This window comes from Vulcanococcus limneticus LL, from assembly GCF_943369875.1.
Classification (GTDB): Bacteria; Cyanobacteriota; Cyanobacteriia; order PCC-6307; family Cyanobiaceae; genus Vulcanococcus; species Vulcanococcus limneticus_A.
In genome coordinates, this window is sequence record NZ_CALROT020000019.1 from 21,633 (window position 1) to 44,308 (window position 22,676).

General features: G+C 71.4%; 22 protein-coding genes and 1 pseudogene. 13 read left to right on the forward strand and 10 right to left on the reverse strand.

Translation table 11 applies throughout. The annotated features are described in order from the left end of the window. The first annotated feature begins 46 nt into the window (after positions 1-46). Complete coding sequence (locus ACLV7J_RS14970; protein ID WP_411869861.1) at positions 47-964, forward strand: DUF6816 family protein; 918 nt, start codon at positions 47-49, stop codon at positions 962-964. A gap of 18 nt (positions 965-982) precedes the next feature. On the opposite strand, the gene ACLV7J_RS14975 is transcribed toward ACLV7J_RS14970, so the two are convergent. Beyond that, positions 983-1,693, reverse strand: a complete 711-nt coding sequence (locus ACLV7J_RS14975; RefSeq protein ID WP_411869862.1) for a glutathione S-transferase family protein — start codon at positions 1,691-1,693, stop codon at positions 983-985. A gap of 86 nt (positions 1,694-1,779) precedes the next feature. Between ACLV7J_RS14975 and ACLV7J_RS14980 the strand changes: the two genes are divergently transcribed. From ACLV7J_RS14980 to ACLV7J_RS15000, 5 genes are all read left to right on the forward strand, one after another. Continuing rightward, positions 1,780-1,986 (forward strand): DUF751 family protein, encoded by a 207-nt coding sequence (locus tag ACLV7J_RS14980; protein ID WP_255127494.1) that lies wholly within the window; start codon positions 1,780-1,782, stop codon positions 1,984-1,986. A gap of 2 nt (positions 1,987-1,988) precedes the next feature. Further along, the gene (gene rbfA / locus ACLV7J_RS14985) at positions 1,989-2,462 is read left to right on the forward strand and encodes a 30S ribosome-binding factor RbfA (RefSeq protein ID WP_411869863.1); all 474 of its coding nucleotides are present in this window, start codon (positions 1,989-1,991) and stop codon (positions 2,460-2,462) included. Positions 2,463-2,479: 17 nt separating this feature from the next. After that, positions 2,480-4,087, forward strand: coding sequence for a glycoside hydrolase family 3 N-terminal domain-containing protein (locus ACLV7J_RS14990; protein ID WP_411869864.1), 1,608 nt, complete (start codon positions 2,480-2,482; stop codon positions 4,085-4,087). Positions 4,088-4,152: 65 nt separating this feature from the next. Then, on the forward strand, positions 4,153-5,346 hold the full coding sequence (locus ACLV7J_RS14995; RefSeq protein ID WP_411869865.1) for a glycosyltransferase: 1,194 nt from the start codon (positions 4,153-4,155) through the stop codon (positions 5,344-5,346). A gap of 4 nt (positions 5,347-5,350) precedes the next feature. Next, a complete protein-coding gene (locus ACLV7J_RS15000) occupies positions 5,351-6,235 on the forward strand; it encodes a uroporphyrinogen-III synthase (RefSeq protein ID WP_411869866.1) in 885 nt (294 codons plus the stop codon). On the opposite strand, the gene ACLV7J_RS15005 is transcribed toward ACLV7J_RS15000, so the two are convergent. From ACLV7J_RS15005 to zds, 3 genes are read right to left on the reverse strand one after another with little or no spacing between them, the layout of a single operon-like run. Further along, on the reverse strand, positions 6,219-6,767 hold the full coding sequence (locus ACLV7J_RS15005) for a hypothetical protein (RefSeq protein WP_411869867.1): 549 nt from the start codon (positions 6,765-6,767) through the stop codon (positions 6,219-6,221). The two genes, ACLV7J_RS15000 and ACLV7J_RS15005, sit on opposite strands and share 17 nt — an antisense overlap. Before the next feature lie 49 nt (positions 6,768-6,816). Beyond that, on the reverse strand, positions 6,817-7,263 hold the full coding sequence (locus tag ACLV7J_RS15010; protein ID WP_411869868.1) for an SRPBCC family protein: 447 nt from the start codon (positions 7,261-7,263) through the stop codon (positions 6,817-6,819). A gap of 46 nt (positions 7,264-7,309) precedes the next feature. Next, on the reverse strand, positions 7,310-8,791 hold the full coding sequence (zds, locus tag ACLV7J_RS15015) for a 9,9'-di-cis-zeta-carotene desaturase (RefSeq protein WP_411869869.1): 1,482 nt from the start codon (positions 8,789-8,791) through the stop codon (positions 7,310-7,312). Between the two features lie 130 nt (positions 8,792-8,921). Between zds and ACLV7J_RS15020 the strand changes: the two genes are divergently transcribed. The 4 genes from ACLV7J_RS15020 to ACLV7J_RS15035 are packed head-to-tail and all read left to right on the forward strand — an operon-like array spanning position 8,922 to position 11,478. Further along, the gene (locus ACLV7J_RS15020) at positions 8,922-9,410 is read left to right on the forward strand and encodes a HesB/IscA family protein (RefSeq protein WP_411869870.1); all 489 of its coding nucleotides are present in this window, start codon (positions 8,922-8,924) and stop codon (positions 9,408-9,410) included. Positions 9,411-9,468: 58 nt separating this feature from the next. Then, positions 9,469-9,936: a hypothetical protein gene (locus tag ACLV7J_RS15025; protein WP_411869871.1), complete on the forward strand. Its 468-nt coding sequence runs from the start codon at positions 9,469-9,471 to the stop codon at positions 9,934-9,936. Next, positions 9,933-11,192, forward strand: coding sequence for a lipid-A-disaccharide synthase-related protein (locus tag ACLV7J_RS15030; RefSeq protein WP_411869872.1), 1,260 nt, complete (start codon positions 9,933-9,935; stop codon positions 11,190-11,192). Before ACLV7J_RS15025 ends, ACLV7J_RS15030 begins: the two co-directional genes overlap by 4 nt. After that, positions 11,185-11,478: a hypothetical protein gene (locus ACLV7J_RS15035; RefSeq protein ID WP_411869873.1), complete on the forward strand. Its 294-nt coding sequence runs from the start codon at positions 11,185-11,187 to the stop codon at positions 11,476-11,478. Before ACLV7J_RS15030 ends, ACLV7J_RS15035 begins: the two co-directional genes overlap by 8 nt. Here ACLV7J_RS15035 and ACLV7J_RS15040 read toward each other — a convergent pair. Beyond that, complete coding sequence (locus tag ACLV7J_RS15040; protein ID WP_411869874.1) at positions 11,435-12,370, reverse strand: TIGR01777 family oxidoreductase; 936 nt, start codon at positions 12,368-12,370, stop codon at positions 11,435-11,437. The two genes, ACLV7J_RS15035 and ACLV7J_RS15040, sit on opposite strands and share 44 nt — an antisense overlap. Before the next feature lie 129 nt (positions 12,371-12,499). Between ACLV7J_RS15040 and ndhO the strand changes: the two genes are divergently transcribed. Continuing rightward, a complete protein-coding gene (gene ndhO / locus ACLV7J_RS15045) occupies positions 12,500-12,754 on the forward strand; it encodes an NAD(P)H-quinone oxidoreductase subunit O (protein WP_411869875.1) in 255 nt (84 codons plus the stop codon). A gap of 43 nt (positions 12,755-12,797) precedes the next feature. Here ndhO and ACLV7J_RS15050 read toward each other — a convergent pair whose 3' ends face one another. Beyond that, a complete protein-coding gene (locus ACLV7J_RS15050) occupies positions 12,798-13,517 on the reverse strand; it encodes a J domain-containing protein (protein ID WP_411869876.1) in 720 nt (239 codons plus the stop codon). Positions 13,518-13,894: 377 nt separating this feature from the next. Then, positions 13,895-15,487, reverse strand: coding sequence for an iron uptake porin (locus ACLV7J_RS15055; RefSeq protein ID WP_411869877.1), 1,593 nt, complete (start codon positions 15,485-15,487; stop codon positions 13,895-13,897). Between the two features lie 111 nt (positions 15,488-15,598). On the opposite strand from ACLV7J_RS15055, the gene ACLV7J_RS15060 reads away from it, so the two are divergent. Further along, the gene (locus tag ACLV7J_RS15060; RefSeq protein ID WP_411869878.1) at positions 15,599-17,704 is read left to right on the forward strand and encodes a glycosyltransferase family 39 protein; all 2,106 of its coding nucleotides are present in this window, start codon (positions 15,599-15,601) and stop codon (positions 17,702-17,704) included. 19 nt (positions 17,705-17,723) lie between these two features. On the opposite strand, the gene ACLV7J_RS15065 is transcribed toward ACLV7J_RS15060, so the two are convergent. Beyond that, on the reverse strand, positions 17,724-18,416 hold the full coding sequence (locus tag ACLV7J_RS15065; protein ID WP_411869879.1) for a pectate lyase: 693 nt from the start codon (positions 18,414-18,416) through the stop codon (positions 17,724-17,726). A gap of 122 nt (positions 18,417-18,538) precedes the next feature. On the opposite strand from ACLV7J_RS15065, the gene ACLV7J_RS15070 reads away from it, so the two are divergent. Continuing rightward, entirely contained in the window at positions 18,539-20,140 is a 1,602-nt protein-coding gene (locus ACLV7J_RS15070; RefSeq protein WP_411869880.1) for a DUF2079 domain-containing protein, read from the forward strand. Positions 20,141-20,705: 565 nt separating this feature from the next. On the opposite strand, the gene ACLV7J_RS15075 is transcribed toward ACLV7J_RS15070, so the two are convergent. Together ACLV7J_RS15075 and ACLV7J_RS15080 are read right to left on the reverse strand one after the other, a co-directional pair. Continuing rightward, positions 20,706-22,175, reverse strand: a complete 1,470-nt coding sequence (locus ACLV7J_RS15075; protein ID WP_411869881.1) for a DUF2079 domain-containing protein — start codon at positions 22,173-22,175, stop codon at positions 20,706-20,708. Positions 22,176-22,349: 174 nt separating this feature from the next. Then, positions 22,350-22,676: pseudogene (locus ACLV7J_RS15080) on the reverse strand (photosystem II D2 protein (photosystem q(a) protein)); the annotation flags it as partial.

Here is a 22,676-nt window from a genome sequence, read left to right on the forward strand (position 1 = left end):
CGGCGCGCCAGGATCGCCCCACCCAGCGGCCCCACCCGGACCCGACGTGTCGATCCTGCTTCCGGTCCTGTTCCCGGTCCTGCGGCTCATTCGGGCGGCGGGCCTGCGCCTGGGCCTGCCCGTGGCTCTGCACCTGGGCCTGCCCATCGCACTCATGCTCCTCTTCGGGCTGGCCCCCACGGCCGCACCGGCCCTCGCGGCCGTGGCCCCAGCTCCCGGCGTGCCGACGGCAGCGACGGCGACGGCCGCCGCCCATGCCGACTGGCTGGACAACCGCCTGGCCCACTGGCCCGACTGGAGCCTGCCGGCGCCCCTGCCGCGGCCGGGCCACACCGATCTGGCCTATCCCGCCTGGTTTGCCGGCACCTGGCGGGCCCGCAGCCACGACCTCTCGGGCCAGGAGCCGGACCTCAGCTACGTGGTGCGCTTCGGGCCGGATCGCCGCGGCGCGGTGGTGGGCGATCGGGCCTTCAACGCCGCCGCCATCGGCCGCGCCCTGCTGGGGGAGCAGCTGCAGGGGGTCCGCAACGATCCCCGCAATCCCAACCGGCAGCTGGCCCAGCTCACGGGGGATCGCCAGCTGGAATCCAGCGTGATCGGCCGGCGCAGCACCGCGCCAGGGGCTGGGGGCGACGCCGATCCGCGCGACGGCATGGCGGCCGCGACGGGACCTGCGGAGGAATCGGCGGCGGGATCGGCGGCCCAGGGGCCAGCCGACCTGTTCCTGGCCGATGAACTCTCCCTGCAGGTGCTGCACGGCCCCGGCGATCCGCGGGTCAGCCGCGTGGAGACCCTGAGCCGCTACCGCCGCCTGGGCCCAGGGCGGATCGAGGCTGAGCAGTGGCAGGCCAGCTATGGCTCACCGGCGGAGGGCCTGGCGGCCTTGGCCCGCCATCCCTGGCACGGCAGCCTGGTGCTGGAGCGGCTGGCCGAGGTGCCAGCCGATGAAGCCCCTGAGCCCTGAACCGTCCTGCAGCCCTGCTCAGGGACGCCCCACCTCGGCGCCGATGCGATCGCGCCAGGTGAACAGGGGCTCCAGCTGGGGATCGTCGGCGATGCCGGGCACGCCCAGGCCCGCTAGGGGGGCGCCGGCGGCGGCCGGGAAGCGGAGCAGCGACAGCTGGCCCGCCACCGCCAGATCCGCCAGGGACAGGCGCTCGCCCACCAGATAGGGCCCGGCCGCCACCAGGGCCGTGAGCTGCTCCAGATTGCGGCGCAGCTGCTCCAGGCCGCCGTGGTCGATCACCTGGCCCACGCCGCTGAGCAGCGGACCCGGCAGCGCCCCCACCAGGGAGCGCAGCGGGCCCGGGGTGGCCTCCGGCAACAGGGCGCCGCGCAGCACCGGATCGGCCGCCGCGGCCTGCACCAGGGCCAGCCGGGCCCCGGCGGCCAGGGCCGTGTCGGCCCAGTCCTCGAGCAGCAGCACCCGGGCCCGGGCGGCGGGATCGGCCGGCAGCAGCGGCGGCGAGGTCACCTTGCCCTCCAGATGGAGGGCAATGGCGCTGGAGTCGGCAATCACCTCGGTGCCATCCACCAGCACCGGCACCTGGCGCTGGCCCGAGAGCCGGAACAGCTCCAGCTGGCCCAGGCCCGGGGTGACCTCCACCACGGCGTAGGTGAGCTGCTTGGCCGCCAGGATCAGCCGCACCTTCTCGCAGAAGGCGGAATGGCGGAACTGGTGGAGCTCCAGCATGGGGATCGGGCGGCGGATGGGCCGCCACGGCAGCCTCTGGCGGCAGAGTAGCCAGCACAGACCAGCCGCCACGTCAGCCCAGCGCCATGAGGGACTTCTTCGTCAACGTCACCCGCTACCCCCGCTACCTGATCGCCTTCGGGCTCGGGGTGCTGAACTCCGTGGTGGAACCCCTGGCCCAGCGGCGCAGCAACCCGGTCACGGCGGTGTCGCTGATCGGTGCGCTGGTGAGCGGGATGCTGAGCCTGGGCCTGATCCTGCGTGCCATGGTGAGCCCAGCACCGATCGCATAGGGATGGCACAGGGCAGGCGCGTCGAACGGGTGGCAGCGCTGATCCGGCGCGAGGTGAGCGAGCTGCTGGTGAGCGGCATCAAGGACGACCGGGTCGGCCTCGGCATGGTGAGCGTCACCAACGTGGACGTGGCCGGCGACCTGCAGCACTGCAAGATCTTCGTGAGCGTCTACGGCACCCCCGAGGACCAGCAGCAGGTGCTGGCGGGCCTGCGGGCCGCCTCGGGCTACGTGAAGGGGGAACTGAGCCGGCGCCTGGCCATGCGCCGCACCCCCGAGGTGGTGTTCCAGCTGGACCGGGGCATCGAGAAGGGCACCTCGGTGCTGGGGCTGCTCAACCAGCTGGAGGAGCGGCGCCGCGAGCGCGGCGAGATCCCCGCCGGCACGGACGACGTCGAGACCGCAACGAATCCCGAGGCTGGCCTGTCCGGCGATCCCGAGGACGGCCCCATGCCCGGCCGCGGCGATGACGACTGAACCGGGACCGCTGCGCCATGACATCTGACCTGCGCCGCCGGGTGGCCCAGCTGCTGGTGGTGCGCGGCAGCGGCCATTGGAGCGACGGCCAGCGCCGCTACCCCCGCTGGGAGCTGCCCAACGCCGAACTGCAACGACTGCTGGAGGCCGGGGTCGGCGGGGTGATCCTGCTGGGGGGGAGCGCCGCCGAGCTGCGGCTGCGCACCGACCAACTGCGCCGCTGGGCGGATGGGCCCCTGCTGCTGTGCGCCGACGTGGAGGAGGGCGTGGGCCAGCGCTTCGAGGGGGCCAGCTGGCTGGTGCCTCCCCTGGCCGTGGGCCGGCTGTACGGGCGCGATCCGCAGCGGGCGGTGGACCTGGCCGGGCGCTACGGCCGCTGCACCGGCCGCCAGGCCCGGCTGCTGGGGCTGAACTGGGTGCTGGGCCCGGTGTGCGATGTGAACAACAACCCGGCCAACCCGGTGATCAACGTGCGGGCCTGGGGGGAGGATCCGGCCACGGCGGGGGCGCTGGCGGCGGCCTTCGTTCAGGGCTGCCAGGGGGCCGGCGTGCTGGCCTGCGCCAAGCACTTCCCCGGCCACGGCGACACCAGCACGGACTCCCACCTGGAGCTGCCGCTGCTGCCCCACAGCCGCGCCCGCCTGGAGGCGGTGGAACTGCCCCCCTTCCGCGCCGCCATCGCCGCCGGCGTGGCCGCGGTGATGACGGCCCACCTGCAGCTGCCGGCCCTGGATCCCGAACGGCCCGCCACCCTCTCGGCCGCGGTGCTGGAGGGGCTGCTGCGCCGGGATCTGGGCTTCAGCGGCCTGGTGGTGACCGACGCCCTAGTGATGGAGGCGATCGCCGGCCGCTACGGGGCCGCCGAGGCGGCGGTGCTGGCCTTTGGGGCCGGAGCCGACCTGATCCTGATGCCGGCCGATGCCGACGCGGCCATCGACGGCCTGGTGGCGGCCCTCGCCAGCGGCCGCATCGCGATGGCACGCCTGGAGGAGAGCCTGGCGCGACGGGAGCAGGCCCTGGCCGGGCTCGGCGACGCGCCCCTGGAGCCGGTGGACGTTGCCCTGGACGGCCTGGTGTCGGCCGAGGAGCAGGCCTTGAGCCGGGAGCTGCTGGAGCTGAGCCTGGAGCAGGCCCAGACCCCCACCCCAGTCCTGGCCGCGGGCCCCGGCGTCAACCTGATCCGGCTGGACACGGCCCTGAACGGCCCGTTCCTGCCCGCCATGGCCCCGGCCCTGCTGAGGCCCGCCGCCGCCGGCTACGGGGCCTGCCTGATCGAGGGCCGCAGCCCCAGCCCCTGGAGCGGCGATCCCGCGGCTCCCCTGGCCCTGGAGCGGCTGCCGGCGGGCCCGGTGCTGCTGCAGCTGTTCGTGCGGGGCAACCCCTTCCGGGGCAGCGCCGGCGGCGACGAGCCCTGGCCCGCCGCCCTGGCCCAGCTGCTGGCGGCAGATCGGCTGGCGGGGCTGGCGGTCTACGGCAGCCCCTACCTGTGGGAGCGGCTGCGCCCCCTGGTGCCGGCGGGGATCCCGGCGGCCTTCAGCCCCGGCCAGATGCCCCAGGCCCAGGCGGTGCTGCTGGAGCGGCTGGGCCTAGCGGCCGCAGCCCTGGAGGGCGGCTTCACCGACTGAGGCCGCGCCGTGGCGCTGGCCCAGTGCCCCTAGCCTCGGGCCTGCCTCCCCGCCGCCGGCCGCCCATGCTCAGCCTGTCGATGATCGTGCGCGACGAGGCGGAGCGGCTGGAGGCCTGCCTGGGCTCGGTGCAGGGCTTCGCCGACGAGCTGGTGGTGGTGGACACCGGCTCCAGCGACGACACGGTCGCCATCGCCGAGCGCCTGGGGGCCACGGTGCACCGGATCCCCTGGCCGGGGGACTTCGCCCCGGCCCGCAACCAGGCGCTGGAGTTCGTCCACGGCGACTGGGTGCTGGTGCTCGACGCCGATGAGACCCTGCGGCCGGAGGCCATCGCGCCGCTGCGGGCCCTGATGGCCCAGCCCGACGTGCTGCTGATCAACCTGCTGCGCTTCGAGCGGGGCGCGGCCCAGTCGCCGTACTCCAGCGTCAGCCGCCTGTTCCGGCGCCACCCCGCCATCCGCTGGAGCCGCGCCTACCACGCCCTGGTGGACGACAGCGTGGACGCCCTGCAGGCCGCCGAACCCCACTGGCGCGTCGCCGACTGCCCCGAACCCGCCCTGATCCACGACGGCTATCGGCCCGAACTGCTGGCCGACGGCCGCAAGGCGGCCCAGCTGCGGCAGGCCATGGAGGCCGAGCTGGCCGCACGTCCCAACGACCCCTACGCCTGCGCCAAGCTCGGCAGTCTGGAGGTGAGCGAGGGCCGGCTGGAGCAGGGGCTGGCGCTGCTGCGCCGCGGCCTGGAGCACTGCCCGGAGGGCGCCCACCCCGAGCGCTACGAGCTGCTGCTGCACCAGGCCATCGCCGTGGCCCCCGCCGATCCCCAGGCCGCCCGCCTGCTCTACCGCCAGGCCCTGGCGCTGCCGCTGCCGCCACGGCTCACCCTGGCGGCCCGCCTCAACCTGGCGGCCCTGCTGCTGCACCAGGGCGACCTGAGCGGCGCCGAGGATCTCTGCCGCACCGCCACCGCCGTGGCGCCCGAGGTGGGTCTGGGCTGGTACAACCTGGGGCTGATCCGGCGCCGGGCCGGCGATCTGGCCGGCGCCCTGGAGGCCTACGGCGAGGCCCGGCGGCTCAGTCCCGAGCACGCCGAAACCCACCAGAACCTGGCGGTGGCGCTGTTGCTGGGGGGGGACATCGAGGGCTGCCGCGCCAGCTTCCGCCAGGCGATCGCGCTGCTGACAGCCCAGGGTCGCAGCGCCGAGGCCGCCCAGCTGCAGGCCCAGGCCGGCGCCATGGTGAAGCTGGAGGCCTGAGCCGATGCCTGAGCCCATCCCCGCGGGAGCCCCCTCCGGGGCGTCCCCCTCGGACCCGAGCGCCAACAAGACCCCAGCCGCCGCCGAGTCCCTGGCCCAGCCCCTGCGCGGCCACCGCATCGCCGTGACCCGGGCCGAACAGCAGCTGGGCGAAGCGCGCCGCCTGTTCGAGCAGGCCGGCGCCACGGTGCTGGATCTGCCGGCCCTGGTGATCGGCCCGCCCGACAGCTGGGGCCCCCTCGACGACGCCCTGGCGGAACTGGAGGACTTCCACTGGCTGATCGTGAGCAGTGCCAACGGCGTGGAGGCGGTGGAGGCGCGGCTGCGGCAACAGGGCCGCGGCCTCGCCGGCCGGCCGGCCGGCCTGAAGATCGCCGCGGTGGGCCGCAAGACGGCCGCCAGCCTGGAGGCCCTGGGCGCCCCGGCAGATTTCGTGCCGCCGGACTTCGTGGCCGACAGCCTGATCGAGCACTTCCCGGTGTCGGGCTGGGGGCAGCGGCTGCTGCTGCCGCGGGTACAGAGCGGCGGCCGCACCCTGCTGGCGGAGGCCTTCGGTGAGGCCGGGGCACGGGTGGTGGAGGTGCCGGCCTACGAGTCCCGCTGCCCCGAGGCCCTGCCGGCCGCCACCGCCGCGGCCCTGGCGGCCGGCGACGTGAGCGCCATCACCTTCAGCAGCGGCAAGACCGTCCGCCACACTGTCCAGCTGCTGGAGCGCCAGTTCGGCAGCGCCTGGAGCGAGCGGCTGGCGTCGGTGGCCCTGGTGTCGATCGGTCCCCAAACCAGCCGGACCTGCCGCGAGCTGCTGGGTCGGGTGGACGCCGAGGCCCACCCCTACGACCTGGATGGCCTGGTGGCCGCCTGCGCCCAGGCCCTCAGAGCGACAGGGTGAGCGCCTGTTTGCCCTGACGCAGCGACAGCAGGCCGTTCTGCACGTCGATGGCGGCCACGCTCCAGCCGGCCGGCAGCAGCGGCGCGGTGCCCGGGCAGCTGCCCCTGGCGCCGAGGCAGAGCGGGCCGGCCTCGCCGCCCACCTCCACCAGCGCCTGGGACTGGCCGCCGCTGCGGATCACGCCGGTGAAGCGGAACCCGGAGGGCAGGGCGATCGGCTGGGGCTTGGCCGGCCCGCCCGCCGTGCCCAGCCCGGCCAGTTCCAGGCTGGCGAAGGGGTCCGGGCGGCCCTTGGCCAGGGGACCCACCACCTGCTGGGGCGAGGGCAGCGGCGTGAAGCCGGGGGTGACCGAGGCGGAGGCCGGCAGGGGCTTCGCCGGAGCGGGCGGCGGCGGTGGCGGTGCCGGGACGGCGGACACCTCAGCGGCCGGGGGCGGCGGGCCACCGCAGGCCCCCAGGAGCAGCAGGGGGAACGCCCCCACCAGGCTCACCGCCCGTTGAAACCGCGCGATCACCCGCCCTTGTGGGGGCACGGTGATACCACCGGATCCTCCACGGCCCCTGCGTGTCGCCGCTCTCGTCTCAGCCCTTGCCATAGCCGCTTTCCACCAGATCGCGGAACCGATCGAGGTTCGCCTGGAGTTCCTTGGTCACAATCCCCCCCAGGATGCTGGGTTCCATCAGCGGCGCAAGTACCCCGGGCAGCTCGTAGCTCACCGTGAGCTTCACCGTGGTGGCCTCCGGGCCCTGGGGATAGAACCGCACCGCCCCCTTGGTCGGCAGCCCCCCCACCGATTCCCAGTGGAGCTGCTGGGCCTCGACCCGCTGGGTGATGCGGGCCTTCCAGTGGAAGCGGAAACCCTGGGCCGCCAGGGTCCAGTCGGTGAGGTCGGGATCGTCGAGGGTCACCACCGACTCGATCCAGCGCATCCAGCGGGGCATCGCCTCCAGGTCAGCCCAGACGGTCCAGACCCGATCAGCCGGGGCCTGGATCTCGGCGGTGACACTGTGCTCGAGCCAACGGCCCATGGGAGGAGGTGCGGGGGGTCAGTGCGCGGGGCAGTGGGCAAGAGGGTCAGTGGGCGAGCACCGCCTGGCCGGCCAGGGCGACGGGACGGTCGAGGATCGCCGCCGCCGCCAGGCGGCCGCTCATGGTGGCACCTTCCATCGAATCGATGTAGTCCTGCTTCGTGTAGCTGCCGGCCAGGAAGAAGTTGGCCACCGGCGTGCGCTGATCCGGCCGGTAGGGCTCCATGCCGGGGGCTTCGCGATACAGCGACTGGGCCAGCTTGACCACGTTGCTCCACACCAGCGTGAGGCCGGCGGCCGAGGGAAACAGGCGCCGCACCTGGGCATCGGTGGCGGCGACGATCTCTTCGGTTTTCCGGGGAATCCAGGGATCGCCGGGGGTGAGCACACACTGCAGCAGCGAGCCCAGACCCGGCTTGCGGTAGTCGACGGGGCTGGCCAGGGCCAGATCGGCGAAGCAGCTGAAGTCGGCGTCCGCGGTGTAGAGGAGGTTGTCGAGGCCGGCGGGGCGGTTCACATCGCCGCGGGCCGCCTGGGCTTCCGGGGAATCGCCCAGCTCCGTCACCCAGCCGTCGTAGCGGAGCTGCACCGTGGCCACGGGGACGGCCTCGAGCTTGTAGATGTTGTCGAACAGGCTGTGGCGACGCCAGGCCTCGGGGATCATCCGCTGGATACCGGGCACATCACAGGCGGCCAGGTAGGCATCGGCCTGCACCTGGATCTCGCCGTCGGGGGTCCCCAGGGTGAGGCCGGTCACCTGGGTCTCGCCGGTCGCCGCCGTCTCGTGGTGGATCTCGGTGACCCGATGGCGCAGGTGCAGGCGGGCGCCCCGCTGCTGGATGTAGTCCAGGATCGGGCCGGTGAGCCAGCGGTGGGGCGAGCCCTTGAGCAGGTTGAGCTTGGAGGCCTCGGTTTTCGCCGCAAACATCAGGAAGATGGTGAGCATGCAGCGGGCCGAGATGGCCTCGCAGTCGATGAAGCCCAGGGCGTAGGCGATCGGATTCCACATCCGCTGGATGCTCTGCTGGCTGCCGCCGTGGCCCAGGAACCACTGCTGGAAGCTGATGCGATCGAGATCGCGGATCACCTTCATCGCGCCGTCGTAGTCGATCAGGCCGCGCACGATCGGACTGGTGCCCAGGGCCAGGGCGTTGCGCAGCTTGTCGACCCAGTCGAGCTGGGGGGTGGTGAAGAAGGCCTTGAGGCCGTTGAAGGGAGCGCCGAGGGCAAAGCGGAAATCGAGTTCGCGCAGGTCGCCGCCCGTGTTCACGAACAGGTGGGTGTGCGGCTTGGGCAGCAGGTTCTCGAAGGCGCCCACCTTGCGCAGCAGCGCGAACAGGTTGGCGTAGTTGAAGAAGAACACATGCAGCCCCATCTCGATGTGGTTGCCGTCCCCATCCACCCAGCTGCCCACCTTGCCGCCCATGAACGGGCGCGCCTCGTAGAGGTCCACCTGGTGGCCGGCCTCCACCAGATCCACCGCCGCCGCCAGACCGGCCAATCCCGCACCCACGATGGCGACGCGCACCCTGCTGCTCCCTGAGTGGGCACGACTCTATGGAGAGGCCTGCCGGCGGCGGGGGCAGCGGCGGGCGGGGAAACCGGCCCAGGCCCGGGGCAGCCTCCATAGAGTGGCTTCAAACGGCGTCAGGCCAGCCATGACCAGCGAGACCGCGACGGCCACCGCGACAGCCCCTGCCGCGGCCACCCCGGCCGCCACCGATCCAGGCGCCCCGGCTGCTGCAGCAGCACCGGAGGCCAACACCAACCAGCCCCAGGCCACCTTCACGGCCCAGGGCGGCAAGGGCATCCTCGTGACTGAGCCGGCCATGAAGCAGCTGGCCCTGCTGATGAGCCAACAGGGCGGCGACACGGTGCTGCGGGTGGGCGTGCGCTCCGGTGGCTGCAGCGGCATGAGCTACACGATGGACTTCGTGGAGGCCGGCACGATCCGCGACGACGACGAGCAGTACCTCTACGAGCCGGAGGGCGCCCCCAGCTTCACGGTGGTGAGCGATCCCAAGAGCCTCCTCTACATCTACGGGATGCAGCTCGACTTCTCCACGGCCCTGATCGGCGGCGGCTTCAACTTCAGCAACCCCAACGCCTCCCAGACCTGCGGCTGCGGCAGCTCCTTCGCCGTCTGAGGCGCCGCCAGCCGCCCGAATGGCAATCTGAGGGCATCGCACGTCCCACTGCAGCGCCATGACGGCCACCACCCCCGCCACGGGAGACGCCAGCCCCGACGCCAGCACGCCCTCGGCGGGGGCCTCCCTGTTCGAACAGGCCATCGGCCGCTACCAGCAGGGCGCTCCCCTGGCCGAGGTGATCGACGACTTCGTGACCATCACCCAGCAGGAGCCGCGGCTCTCGGCGGGCTGGACCTGCCTGGCCTGGCTGCAGCTGCTCGACAACCAGCCCCAGACGGCCCTGCGGGCGGCGCGCACCGCCGTGAAGCTCAACCCCCAGGACCCCCAGGCCCGCATCAACCTCAGCCTGGCGATGCTGGAGACCAATGCCAAGGGCGTGCGCGAGCACATCGATCTGGTCAAGCGGATCCGGCTGATGGCCCCGGAACTGGCGGCCGAGCTGGATGAGTCGATCGCCGATGGCCTGGCCCGGCGGCCCGACTGGCAGGCCCTGGAGAAGGTCAAGGCCTGGCTGACGGCTTGAGCGCCCGCATCCTGCTGGTCAGCAACGGCCACGGGGAGGACCTCAGCGGTGCCCTGATCGGCACGGAACTGCGCCGGCAGGGGCTGGAGGTGGAGGCCCTGCCGCTGGTGGGGCACGGCCGCGCCTACCTCCAGGCCGGGCTGCCGCTGCTGGGCCGCACCCGCGAATACAGCACCGGCGGCCTGGGATACACCAGCGGCGGCGCCCGCCTGAAGGAGGTGCTGGAGGGCCAGGCCGCCTATCTGGTGCGGCGCCTGCTGCTGCTGTTCCGCATCGCCGGCCGCTATGCCCTGGTCGTGGTGGTGGGCGATGTGATCCCGGTGGTGGCCGCCTGGCTGACGCGCCGGCCCGTGGTGACCTATCTGGTGGCCTATTCGAGCCACTACGAGGGTCGGTTGCGGTTGCCCTGGCCCTGTGGCGCCTGCCTGCGCAGCCGCCGCTTCCGCCGGGTGTTCAGCCGCGATGCCCTCACCGCCCGCGACCTGAGCGCCCAGCTGGGGCGGCCAGTGGAGTTTCTGGGCAATCCGTTCTTCGATGGGGCCCTGACCCCAGCCGAGCCCCTGGCCCAGCCGCCCTCCTCCGGCGGGCCGGGCTGCGCGGCACCGCAGCAGCGCCTCGGCCTGCTGCCGGGCAGCCGGCTGCCGGAAGCCCTGCACAACCTGGAGCTGATGCTGCGCAGCCTGGAACAGCTGGAGGCCCCCTGGCAGGACCCCGGTCGCCTCGGCATCCATGCGGCCCTGGTGGGCAAGCTCCATGGCGACGCCCTGGCGCCGCTGGCCCAACGGCTGGGCTGGCGGCTGGAGCTGGCGGGCGAAGGCCAGGGCTGGCTGCGGCGCGGCCCCCTGGCCGTGGGCCTGGAGTGGGGCCGCTTCGCCGCGGTGGTGCAGCAGTGCGACCTGCTGCTGGCGGCGGCCGGCACCGCCGCCGAGCAGGCCGTGGGGCTGGGCAAGCCGGTGCTGCAGCTGGCGGGCGCAGGGCCCCAGTTCACGGAGAACTTCGCCGAGGCCCAGCGCCGGCTGCTGGGGCCCTCCCTGAGCTGCGCCAGGGGCGGCCCCGGCAGTGAGCAACAGCTGCGGGGCACCGCCCAGCTGGTGGCGGTTCTGCTAGAGCGGCTGGAGCGCGATCCCGGCTTCCACACCGCCCTGGTGACGAATGGCCGCGAGCGGATCGGCAGCCCCGGGGGCACCGCCAGGATGGCCGCCGACATCCGCGCCGAGCTGCAGGGCGCGGCCCCGGTTCCCCAGCCCCATGCCTGAGTCCAGCGCCAACGCCACGGCCCCCAGCACCACGCCCAATCCCGGCCTGCCGCAGCGCCTGAAGGGCTGGCTCGACGGCCTGCTGGTGGCCGATGTGTTCCTGGTGATCGCCGGCGCCCTGTGGTTCGCCGTGGCGGTGGTGCTGCAGGGCCAGGGGATCGGGGGACCGCTGGCGCTGTTCCAGAGGCTCTGGGAGCCCCTGTTCACCCCCGCCATCGGCCTGTTGATGGCGGCCGCCCTGGTCAGCGGGCTGCTGGGCTGGTGGCAGCGGCGAGGGCAGCGCTGAGCTCGGGGTAGCGGAAGGCGAAGCCCTGCTGCTGCAACCGGGCCGGCTGCACCCGCTGGCCCTCCAGCACCACCTGGGCGCCCTCCCCCAGCAGCAGCTGCAGCACCGGCGCCGGCACCGGCAGCAGGCTGGGGCGGCCGAGGGTGCGTCCCAGCTCAGACGCGAAGGCCGTCATGGTGCAGGGGTTGGGGGCCACGGCGTTGTAGGTGCCGCTGTAGGCCGGATCCTCCAGGGCGGCAGCGATCAGGGCGCAGAGGTCCGTGCGGCAGATCCAGCTCATCCACTGGCGACCGCTGCCGATCGGCCCACCGAAGCCCGTGCGGAACACCGGCAGCATCTTGCCCAGGGCGCCGCCGCCGGGGGCGAGCACGATGCCGATCCGCAGGATCACCAGGCGGGTGAAGGCCGTCGCCTCGGCCGCCGCCGCCTCCCAGGCCTGACAGAGCCGGCCGAGCACGTCAGTACCGGCAGGGCTGCTCTCATCGAAGCGGGCCGTGGTGCTGGTGCCGTAGTAGCCGATGGCCGAGCCGTTCACCAGCACGGCGGGGGGCTGGGACCGGGCCGCCAGGGCCGCCACCAGGGCGCGGGTGGTGGCGACGCGGCTGGATTCCAGCAGCCGCAGCTGGTCCGGCGTCCAACGCTGGTCGGCGATGGGCTCGCCCGCCAGGTTCACCACGGCCTCGGCGGCCTGCAGGGCCGCCTGCAGGTCCGGGCGCTGCCAGCTGGCCGGATCGGCGGGGTCGGCCTGCAGGCGCTCCAGGCGCGGATCGGCCACGGCCGGCAGGGGCCGGGCCTGGCGGCTCACCAGGCTGAGCTGATGGCCCCGCTCCAGCAGCAGCGGCACCAGTTCAGCGCCCACGAAGCCGCTGCAGCCCACCAGCAGAATGCGCACGCCGAGACCGCACGAAGGTTGGCCGCAGGCTAGGGACCGGCAGGGCAGGCCAGCGCCAGGGCGGGATCGCCTCCCCCGGACCAGAGTCAGCACCAGGGGCTCTAGCCTGGGCATACCGCCCGCTTCCCCATGGCCGAGACGCCGACAGCGACGCCGAGCCCAGCGCCGACATCCGCCCCCCTCAAGAAGGGGAGCCTGGTGAAGGTGAACCGGGCCGCCTACGCCGGCAGCCTGGAGGCCGGCGCCAGCGACCCCGTCGCACCGGACTATCTCTTTGAAGGTCCCGCCGAGATCCTGGCCTTGAAGGGCGACTACGCCCAGCTGCGCTTCCGTCGTCCCGTGCCCGACATCTGGCTGCGGCTCGACCAGCTGCTGGCCTACTGAGTCCGTCGCGGCCGGCGGATCGCCGCTGAACGCGGCCCTGGCCTCAAAGATCCAGGCGCCGGCGCTCCTCCTGCAGCCGCGTGCGGCGGCGCTTGGCCTCGCGCAGCATCTCGCGGCCGTCGTGGAGATAGCTGTCCACGTAGCCCATCGTGTAGCGCTCCAGCTCGGCCAGGGCGTCCTGCACCTGGCTGAGGCAGTGGTACAGGCTGAGCCCAAACCCCTGGGCCGAGGCTGGACAGGCCCGGGAGCGGTAGAGACCCACCACCTTCTCCAGCCGGGCCTGGCTCTGCTCGAGGTAGGCGCAGAACGCCTCCATCAGCTGGTCGTCGTAGGGGTCGGCCGACAGGGCCCGCAACTGGGCCGGGAAGGGATTGATCACCTGGCCCAGCAGGCGATCAATCGGGGCATACACCAGCTGCAGCCACTGGCCCAGTTCGCTGTCCTGGTCGGCGGCACGACGCCGACGGGTCGGACCTGAGCTCGCGCCTCCAGGCGCGCGGGCCCCGGCCGCCGCGGTCCTCACCCCTGGGGCCGCCGCCACCGAGCCAGCAGCCCCGCCCCGCAGCTGGTCGTGGCGACGGCGGCGGTCCACGTCGCCCAGCACCTCCCAGGCCGCATTGAGCTCCAGGATCGTGTGGGCGTCACCGCCGGTGTCCGGGTGGTGCTGCTTCACCAGGGCGCGGTAGGCGGCCTTGATCTCGGCGGCCGAGGCCAGGGGCGCCACCCCGAGCACCTGATAGGGGTCGGGGGCGGCCTGGGGCATGGGCGAGCGGCGGAGCAGGTCCCATCATCCGGGATCAGACCATCCGCTCAGCGGCGGAAGGTGGTCTACACCCTGGAGCCGAAGCTGTTGGGGCTGCCCCGGTCCTTGGGGGCGGGACCACCGTTGAACGTGTCCTGGGCCAGGCGGCAGGGCAACCGGAAGACCGCCGGGGGCATGGCGATGCGGTCGGCCAGCTGGACCCTGGACGGCAGCGCAAGGGTGACACCCCAGCACGGATTGGTGGATCGCCTGGGCAATAAAAAAGCCGCGGCAGTTGCCGCGGCCAGAAGATGAGGTGAACGAGAACTGTGAGGAGGAAAAGGTCCGGACTGTGTGAGGGTTGAGACCGGACCGGATCAGTTCGCCGAAGCGCTGGATCAGAACTTGAAGGTGGTCTTGACGAGACCGCCGAAGTTGGTCAGAGCAGCACCATTCTCGCCAGCGGCAACACGGGCAGCGTTGCCAACGGAACCCAGCGGATTGCTGAGGTAGAAGATGGCGGGGGTCACGCTGATGTTGTCGGTGACCTGGAACTTGTACCACCACTCCCAGGCGTAGCCGGCATCGAAGGGGGTTTTGTCGCAGAAGTCGCCACAGCTGGTGACGAAGGTGGGCTGACCCACGGCCATACCAAGGGCATTGCCCTTGATGAAGGCATCCTGCCACTGCAGACCGACGTACCAGGACTGGCTGGCCACGCCATCAAAGTTGGCGGCGTCGTTGTCCTCGTTGTAGGAGTTGATGCCCCAGCCAGCGCTGATGGAGGGAACCCAACCGTTGGTGGTGGGCTGCCAGTAGCCGCTGATGCCGACGGAGTTCACCGTCTCGAAGAAGGCGCCCGTGCTGCCCAGACCCACAGCCAGGGGGGTGCCGCTGGCGGGGCTCACACCGTTGCTGTAGTTGTAGGCGGCGGCCAGGCCCCAGTTCTTGGCGGCGTAACCGAGCTGAACGGTCCCGGTTTCCTGGGAACCATCGGTGCCGATACCACCGTTGTTGGGGTTGCCCACGTCACCGTTGGCGGCCACGTAGTTGGCGCTGATGCTCCAGCCGTTGCTCTGCCACCAGATACCGGCACCGGCACCCAGGTTCAGGTTGTAGGTACCGGGAGCACCGGCGTAGGTGAAGATGTCCAGGACGGTATCAGCGGGATACGCGCTGGGCCACATGGCCAGCATGTCGTCCTGGCGAACACGACCACCGATGGTGGCGGTGAAGTTGCTGCCGATGGGGAACTGGTAGAAGAGGCGGTTGATCGCCACCACGTCACCACAGTCGGCGTCGGTGCCGCAATCTTCCTGGAAGGCCACTTCCAGCTGGTTCAGGCCACCGTTGCCAAAGGCAGAGTCGGCGAAGTTACCGGCGCGCAGGGTGGTGCGCAGCAAATCCTTGCCGGTGAAGCTGGTGTCGAAGTTCAGCCGAACGTCGTAGTTGAAGGTGGTGGCACCCTCCACGGCGGCAGCGGCGTCACGCAGGCCTTCAACCGAACCACCGAAGCTGTTGGCGCCGAGCACGAAGGTGGCGATGCCCTTCAGCTTGGTGGTGGTGGAGAACTGGGTGGCTTCCAGCTCACCCACCTTGGCCTCCAGGCCATCCACGCGGCCCTTCAGCACGGCGAGTTCCTTCTCGAACTCCTTCATCAGGCGCTTCAGCTCGTCGGTCACCTCGGTGATCCGGTCGAGACAGGCGTTCAGCAGGGCGGCCGCTTCATAGCGGGTCATCGCCTGCTTGCCCTTGAAGGTGCCGTTGGGGTAGCCAGCGACGCAGCCGTAGCGCTCGATCAGGTTGCTCAGAGCCTGGTAGGCCCAGTCGGTCGGCTGCACGTCCGAGAACTGGGTGATCGAGGTCACCTGCTCGTCGCTGGTGGCGTACTGGTTGACGCCGGCAAGATTCAGGTCAGCGGCGGATGCAGCCATCGGAGCCATCAGGCCCAGGGCAGCAGGCGCCAGAAGAAGCTTCTGGAACAGTTTCATGGTCCTCACACCAAAAGAGGAAGGCGCAATGCGCCAGGTCCACAGTTTCTGGCCAGGCCGAGGGAACCACCAGGTCGGGTGTGCCAGAACACACGTCGGCTGGGATGCCCGTTGGCCCGCGTTTCAGACTGCCGGCTGACTGCCGGATCCCCCCTGACCAGTCCGTTCGACCGCCGCCCCTGGCTCTGGTGGCTTGCCCTGTCGGGGCTCTGGGCCCTGAGCACCGCCGCCGACCGGCTCTGGCTGGCCCTGGATCAGCGCCTGCCCGCCTGGGACCAGGCCGATTACCTCAACAGCGCCGTGGACCATGGCCGGGCCCTGGGGCTGCTGGCTGGCGGTGGCTGGCCAGGGTGGGAGGGCCTGCTGGACCTCTCGCCCAAGATCCCGCCGCTGGCCTCGCTGGTGAACGGCACGGTGATGGCCATCAGCGGCCAGGCCCCTGACCAGGCCAGCTGGGCCCTGGCCCTCTGGCACAGCCTGCTGCTTGTGGTGGTGGCCTGCTGGGGGCGGGAGCTGCAGGGGCGCCGCTTCGGGCTGCTGGCCGCAGCCCTGGTGGCCAGCGCACCGGCCCTGACCAGCCTGCGGGTGGACTACACCCTGGACCTGCCCGTCAGTGCCGCCTCCGTGCTGGCGCTGTGGCTGCTGGGCCGCTGGCAGGCCCCCGGCGCCGGCCGCTGGCCCCAGGCGATCGCCGCGGCCCTGGCGGTGACCGCCGCCATCCTGGTGAAGCAGAGCGCCCTGCTGGTGCTCGTGCCCCCCTGCCTCTGGGCCGCGGGGCGGGGTCTGGCGCAGCGGGGCCGGCGCCTGCAGGTGCTGGCGGTCCTGGCGCTGGTGCTGGTCCTGGTGCTGCCCTGGCTGCACCACAACTGGATCACCACCCTGGGGGGCACCGAGCGGGCGGTGGTGGAGTCGGGCGCGGCCGAGGGGGATCCCTCCGGCCTCGGCCTCGCCAGCCTGCTCTGGTATCCACGGCTGTGGCCCTCCCAGCTGGGGCTCCTCACCGTGGGCGTGGGCCTGGGGGGGCTGGCCCTGGCGGCCTGGCGCTGCCGCCGCAGGCTGCCGTCGCTGCTGCATCAGCCGCTGCGGGAGCTGCCTCCCGGCTGGCCCTGGCTGCTGGGCTGCGGCCTGAGCGGCTGGCTGCTCACCAGCCTCAGCCCCAACAAGGATCCGCGCTACTTCGCGCCGGTGCTGCCCCTGCTGGTCCTGATGCTGAGCTGGGGCTGGCGGGAGCTGGGGATCTGGCTGCAGCCACGCCTGGGCCGCCCCACAGCAGCGGGGCTGCTGGGCCTGGGGCTGCTCGGCGCCGCCGGCAGCACGGCCCAGCAGCAGGCCCAGGCCATCGAGCGGAGCGCGGGGTCGCCGGCGGCGGAGGTGATGGCAAGCCTGCGCCAGCGGCTGGGGAAGCGCCCCGCCACCTTGATGCTGGTGGCCAACACCGAGGATCTGAACGAGCACACCCTCACCAGCTTCGGCCGCCTGGCGGGGGCCTCCGTGCTGGCCCGCCGCCTGGGCCAACGGCCCCAGGATCACGAGCCCGTGCTGGCCCAGAGCCAGTGGCTGCTGCTGGCCACCGGCGATCAGGGCACACGCCGCCCCGCTGCCCGGCAGCTGAGCCGGCGGGTCCGCAGCGACGGCCGCTTCCAGATGGTGCAGCGCTGGCCCTGGAGCCAGGGACGCCAGCTGGAACTGTGGCAGCGGCGCCCACAGGCGGGCCCACCCCAGCGCTTTGACGCCCAGTTCAAAGCCCTCTCCCGCGGCCTGGAGCGGGGCGCGGAGGGCCTGCCACCCCTGTTCGCGGCGATCGGCCCCCAGCACCAGCTCGATCCCCACTTCCTCTACCAACGTCGGGTGGAGCAATGGGCCCGCCGCCGGCTCAGCCGCCGCCCCGACGACCGCGACGCCCTCTGGAGCCTGGCCCTGTTGGAGGTGCTGCGCAACCGGCCCAACGGCGCCGCCCAGTGGTTCAGCCGGCTGGAGCAGGCCGAGCCCAGCAATCCCTGGCCCGGGGCCTACCGCAGTGTGGTCCTGCTGGCGGACTGGCGGGCCTGTGCGGCGGGGCGCGGCCTCGAGACGCCATCCGCCCAGTCGAGCGCCGCGGCGATCCGCCAGGCCCTGCGCGACCTGAGCCAGGGCCTCTGCGGCCAGCCCCAGGCCCTTCTGCAGCTGCGCCAGAGCCTGCCCGCGGCCATCAGCGCCGTGAAGGCCGAGACCCGTTGAGGACGGCCGGCGGCACCCTTCAGCCCTGCGGGTCCGGGCGCCTGGGCGGGAAGGCGAACGATCGGGCGTGCAGGAACAGCCCCACCGCCATCAGCACCTCAATCGCCTCCTGGTCGTTGCGGATGCGATCGCCGAGGGTGATCCAGGAGAGATCCCAGTAGGTGTAGAAGAGAGCGACAATCAGAAAGTAGAGGCTGTACCAGCGGGAGGGCAGGGCATCGATGCCGGGCCAGAGGCGCCAGCCGAACCAGCCCAGGAACAGACCGCTGACAATGAACGAGAAGTGGAGATAGTTCTGCAGCACCGGCAGATTGTGCAGATTCGTCTCCTTCTGGGCATTGATCGCCTGGATCGCCTCCACCCCGCGCTGGGTCAGCCGCTCAGCCCAGCTGATCTCCTCGCCGGCCACGTAGAAGCAGAACAGGGCCAGCAGCAGCCAGGCGATCCAGCCAGGGCGCCACGCCTGCCGCCGCCGCCGCCACAGCACAAGCAGCGAACACAGGCAGGCACCGGCATAGCCGAAGAAATGAACCCATTCCGCAGGCCCGTCCTCGCCCTTGCGCCAGGCCTCGAACACCCCGAAGGGCAGGAAATACACCACGCCGTAGAGGACCAGGATGTAGAGCAGGGGCGCCAGATCCACCGTCGGCCGCAACTCCCCCCAGGGGGTGCGGATGATCCGCTGCGGATGATCGGGGGCGGTCTGGGTCACAGGAGCGTGGGGGCTGGGCACTGCGGCGAGGGAGGCAGGCCGGGGCACCGTCGACCCTAGCGGCCATGGCCGGAGCCTCCCCAGCCCCCATAGATTTCCGGCCGAGCCCCGTCGGTCCAGCCATGTCCCCCGCCCCCCTCCGCCTCTCTCCGCAGCGGCGGGTGCTGCTGGCGGCCGCGCTGTTCGCCCTGGTGGGCCTGCTGCTGCAGTGGTGGCGCCTGCAGGTGCTCACCGCCTCCTACGACCAGGGGATCTTCCTGCAGGTGCTCTGGAACGGCCTGCGGGGCCACCCCTTCGAGAGCACCCTCTCCTCCCAGCTCTCCACCAACGTGGTGCATGGCGGCGAGTGGCCGGCCCTCGGCTATCACCGCCTCGGCCAGCACTTCACACCGGTGCTGGCGCTCTGGATCCCCCTGGTGGCGCTCCTGGGCAAGTGGGCCCTGCCCCTGGTGCAGGTGGGGCTGATGACCGGGGCCGGACTGGTGTTGCATCGCCTGGCTCTCCGGCGCCTGGAGCCTGGCCTGGCGGCGATGCTGACGATCGCCTTCTACGGGGCCAACGCGGTGCTGGGGCCCACCTGGGGCAACTTCACCGACCTCTGCCAGCTGCCGATCTGCGTGTTTGCCCTGCTGCTGGCCCTCGAACACCGTCGGCCCTGGCTAATCGCCCTGGCGGCCCTGCCGATCCCCCTGATCCGCGAGGACACCGGCGTGCTGCTGGTGGGCATCGGCCTCTGGCTGGCGATCCGGCAGCGGGATCGCTGGCCCCTGGCCCTGGCCCTGGCGGTCTACGGCGGGGCCTGGGTGGTGATCGTGACCAACGTGCTGATGCCGCTGTTCAGCGAGGACAATTCCCGCCGCTTCATGGTGGAGAACTTCGGCCAGTACATCCCCGGCCAGGAGCAGGCGAGCAGCCTGCAGGTGCTGCGCCAGGCCCTGGGCCAACCGCTGATCCTGCTGCGCGAGCTGGTGAGTCCGCCGGGGCAGACCCTGCGCTACCTGCTGGGCCAGGGGCTGCCGCTGATGCTGGTGCCGCTGGTGGCCCTGGACAGCTGGCTGCTGATGGGGCTGCCGCTGCTGGGACTGCTGCTGGCCCAGGGCAGCAACAACCCGCTCTCGATCAACATCCGCTACACCCTGCTGGTGGTGCCGGGCCTGTTCGCGGGCGCGGTGCTCTGGTGGGAACGCCATGCCCAGGCCTTCCAGTCGCGCCGGCTGCGGGCCGTGTGGGCGGGCTGCATCGCCCTCTCGCTGCTGTTCACCGTGGGGGGCAACCCCAACCGCAGCCTCTCCTTTCTGATCCCCGACAGCGTTCAGCCCTGGGTCTACAGCGCGCCGCTGGCCCAGTGGCAGCACGGCCAGGAGGCCCAGCGGGCCCTGCAGTTGATCCCGGCGGGAGCGAGCGTGGCGGCCAGCACGCCCCTGGTGCCCCACCTGGCCCAGCGCGAGGTGCTGGTGCGTTTCCCCGACGGCGTGACCTATCGGGATCGGGCGGGCCAGGAGCGGCAGGTCGAGTGGATCGCCGTTGATCTGGACTGGTTCCGGCGCTACGGGGTGGCCTTTCGCCGCGACCAACGGGCCCTGGAGCGCAGCCAGGAGCAACTGCGCGAGCTCACCGGGAGCTATGGCGTGCAGACCGTCCGCGACGGCGTGGCCATCCTGCAGCGCGGCCGCCCCGACAACCCGGCCGCCCGCCAGGCCCTGGCTCCCTGGCTGGAGCGCTGAGGACCGGGACTAGGCGAGCCATCGCCGCCGGTGCAACGTCGCCGCCCGGTGCAACGAGGGCGACAGATCGAACCACTGACTCGATCGAACTGAGCGCCAAAGCGAAGGGGCTGAAACGATTCGACCGAAACCTTTGGGCCGAATTCATTGGACCGAAATCATCGAGGCGAAATCTTTGGGCCGAAACTTGTAGACCGAAATCATTCAACCGAAATCATGCACCCGAAAACAACCGGGACGAAACACCTTGCCGACAACAATCGGTCAAAAGATTCAGCCAAATGGCTCAACCAAGACCATCTGGCCAAAAACCTGCGACCAAAACGATGCCCCTGGGACACAACCTGACGGCTGTCTCCCAGGGGCTCTCGCCGGGTCCGCTTTGCCGCGGAACCGAATGATCAGGAATCAGGCGCCGAAATCAGCCGGCGTTCTCCGCGATCAGCAGACCCTGCTTGGAACAACTGTGACTCACGGGCACCTCCTCCTTGGTTTGGATGGTTGACAGCCGGCGATGCATTCGGAACAGGGAGACGGCAGACGAGCTGCGACAACCCTGCCCACATCACTGCTGACGGGACCTCGCCATCGTAGGGGAGTTCGCGGTCGAGCGGCGATCAAACAGCCAGATGTCGTCCCGCTGAAAGCGGGTTGACCAGGCCGGATCTGCCCGCAATTGACGCAGCAGCGTGCGGATCAACTTGGGCGACGCTTTCCAGCTGCCGCGGCGGGCATCCACCAGCACCTGATCCACAGCAGAGAGGTTGCGGGCCGTCTCGGAACGGAGCAGATCGATGGAAGGGCGCCGGGCCAGATGGGCCGCCAGGGCGTTGGTGGCCACCACCGACGCCTCGGGGCGGACCAGCGCCATCGCCTCGCGCATCGCCGGAGCATTGTCGAGGGACTCCTGAAACGGGCCCAGGAAAAACGACAGCCGCGACAGGGACACGAAGGCGAGCAGCGCCCAGCCCACCACCACCGGCAGCAGGCGGGGCCGCAGCCAGTTGGGATAGCCCGCCACCCCTGCAGGGCCGACGGGAGCCAGGGTGGACTGCACCTGGGCCGCCAGCAGCGGCACCAGAAACAGCGAATAGTGATGCACGAGATCCTTCAGGCTCGCCTGGGAGGCCAGCAGATTGAGCAGCAGCAGCGGCGCAAAGGGCAGCAATCCCGCCAACAACCGCCAGCGCCGGGCGTGCAGCACCAGATAGAGCACCGGCGCCAGCAGCAGCACCCCATAGGCCAGGTTGGCCCCTGAGACGAGCTGGCCGACCAGGGAACCCAGCGCCTGCATCGCCAGGGCCACCCCGGCGGCGGAGCCGCCGTCCCTCTCCAGGCCGAACTTGCCCAGGTGGCGGCTGAGGGACGCGGCCTCACCGCCAAAGGCGGGGATCAGCCAGCCACCGATCAGCAGCAACCAGCTGACCGCCAGGCCACAGAGCAGCCAACCGAGCCAGCGGCGGCCCTGCAACAGCAGCCAACCACCAAGGCCCAGCACCAGCAGGGCCAGGGAGACCTTGCAGGTGAGAGCCAACAGCAGGCAGCCGACCACCTGCCAATCGGCGCTGCGGCGACGCTCCTCCAGCAACACGATCGCCTGCATCACCAGCGGGAAGGCGAGCGTCTCGGGGTGAAAGTCGAAGATGGCCGTGTTGAACACGACCGGGTAGAGCACCAGCACCCACAGGCTGGTGCGGGTCGCCGGCGGCCCCAGCTGGCGCCGCCGGGCCAGGCGATGCAGGGGGAAGACGGCGGAGGCCAGGGCCGCCGACTGCAGGGCCAGCAGGGTGTAGACCGATGGCAGCAGCCGATCGATCCATCCCAGCGGATAGAGCACGAGGGCTCCGTGATCCCCCAGGATGTGAAATCCCAGAAAACTGCTGAACGGCGGCTGGCCCTCGCCAATCAGATAGACGGCCTGATCGAAGATGCCCAGATCCCAGGCGGAGGTCTGGAACCAGGCGTGGCGCACCACGACAGCCCCGAAGTAGAGGGCAAAGGCACACCAGAAGACGAGCCAGGCGGACCGATCCACCGGGCCCGGGACGCCGCCACCGACAGCACGCCCCCTGCCGGGGAAGAACCTTGGCATCGGCAGTCGCCCCAGCAGAGAGGCAGCCTAAAACTCCATAAAAAAGCGCCCCGTTGGGGGGCGCTGGAGAAAGCTAGCCGGATCGTCCGATGGCTCGATCCTGCACGTCGACCGGGATCAGAGAGCGTTGCCGCGGGGCAGCACTTCTTCAGGGAAGACGAAGTTTTCGTGCGGCTGGTCAGCCGGCGCCATCCAGGCGCGCAGACCTTCATTCAGCAGAATGTTCTTGGTGTAGAAGGTCTCGAACTCGGGGTCCTCAGCGGCGCGGATTTCCTGCGACACGAAGTCGTAGGCGCGCAGGTTGAGGGCCAGGCCGATGATGCCGATGCTGCTGGTCCACAGACCCATCACCGGCACGAACAGCATGAAGAAGTGCAGCCAGCGCTTGTTGGAGAACGCGATCCCGAAGATCTGGCTCCAGAAGCGGTTGGCGGTGACCATCGA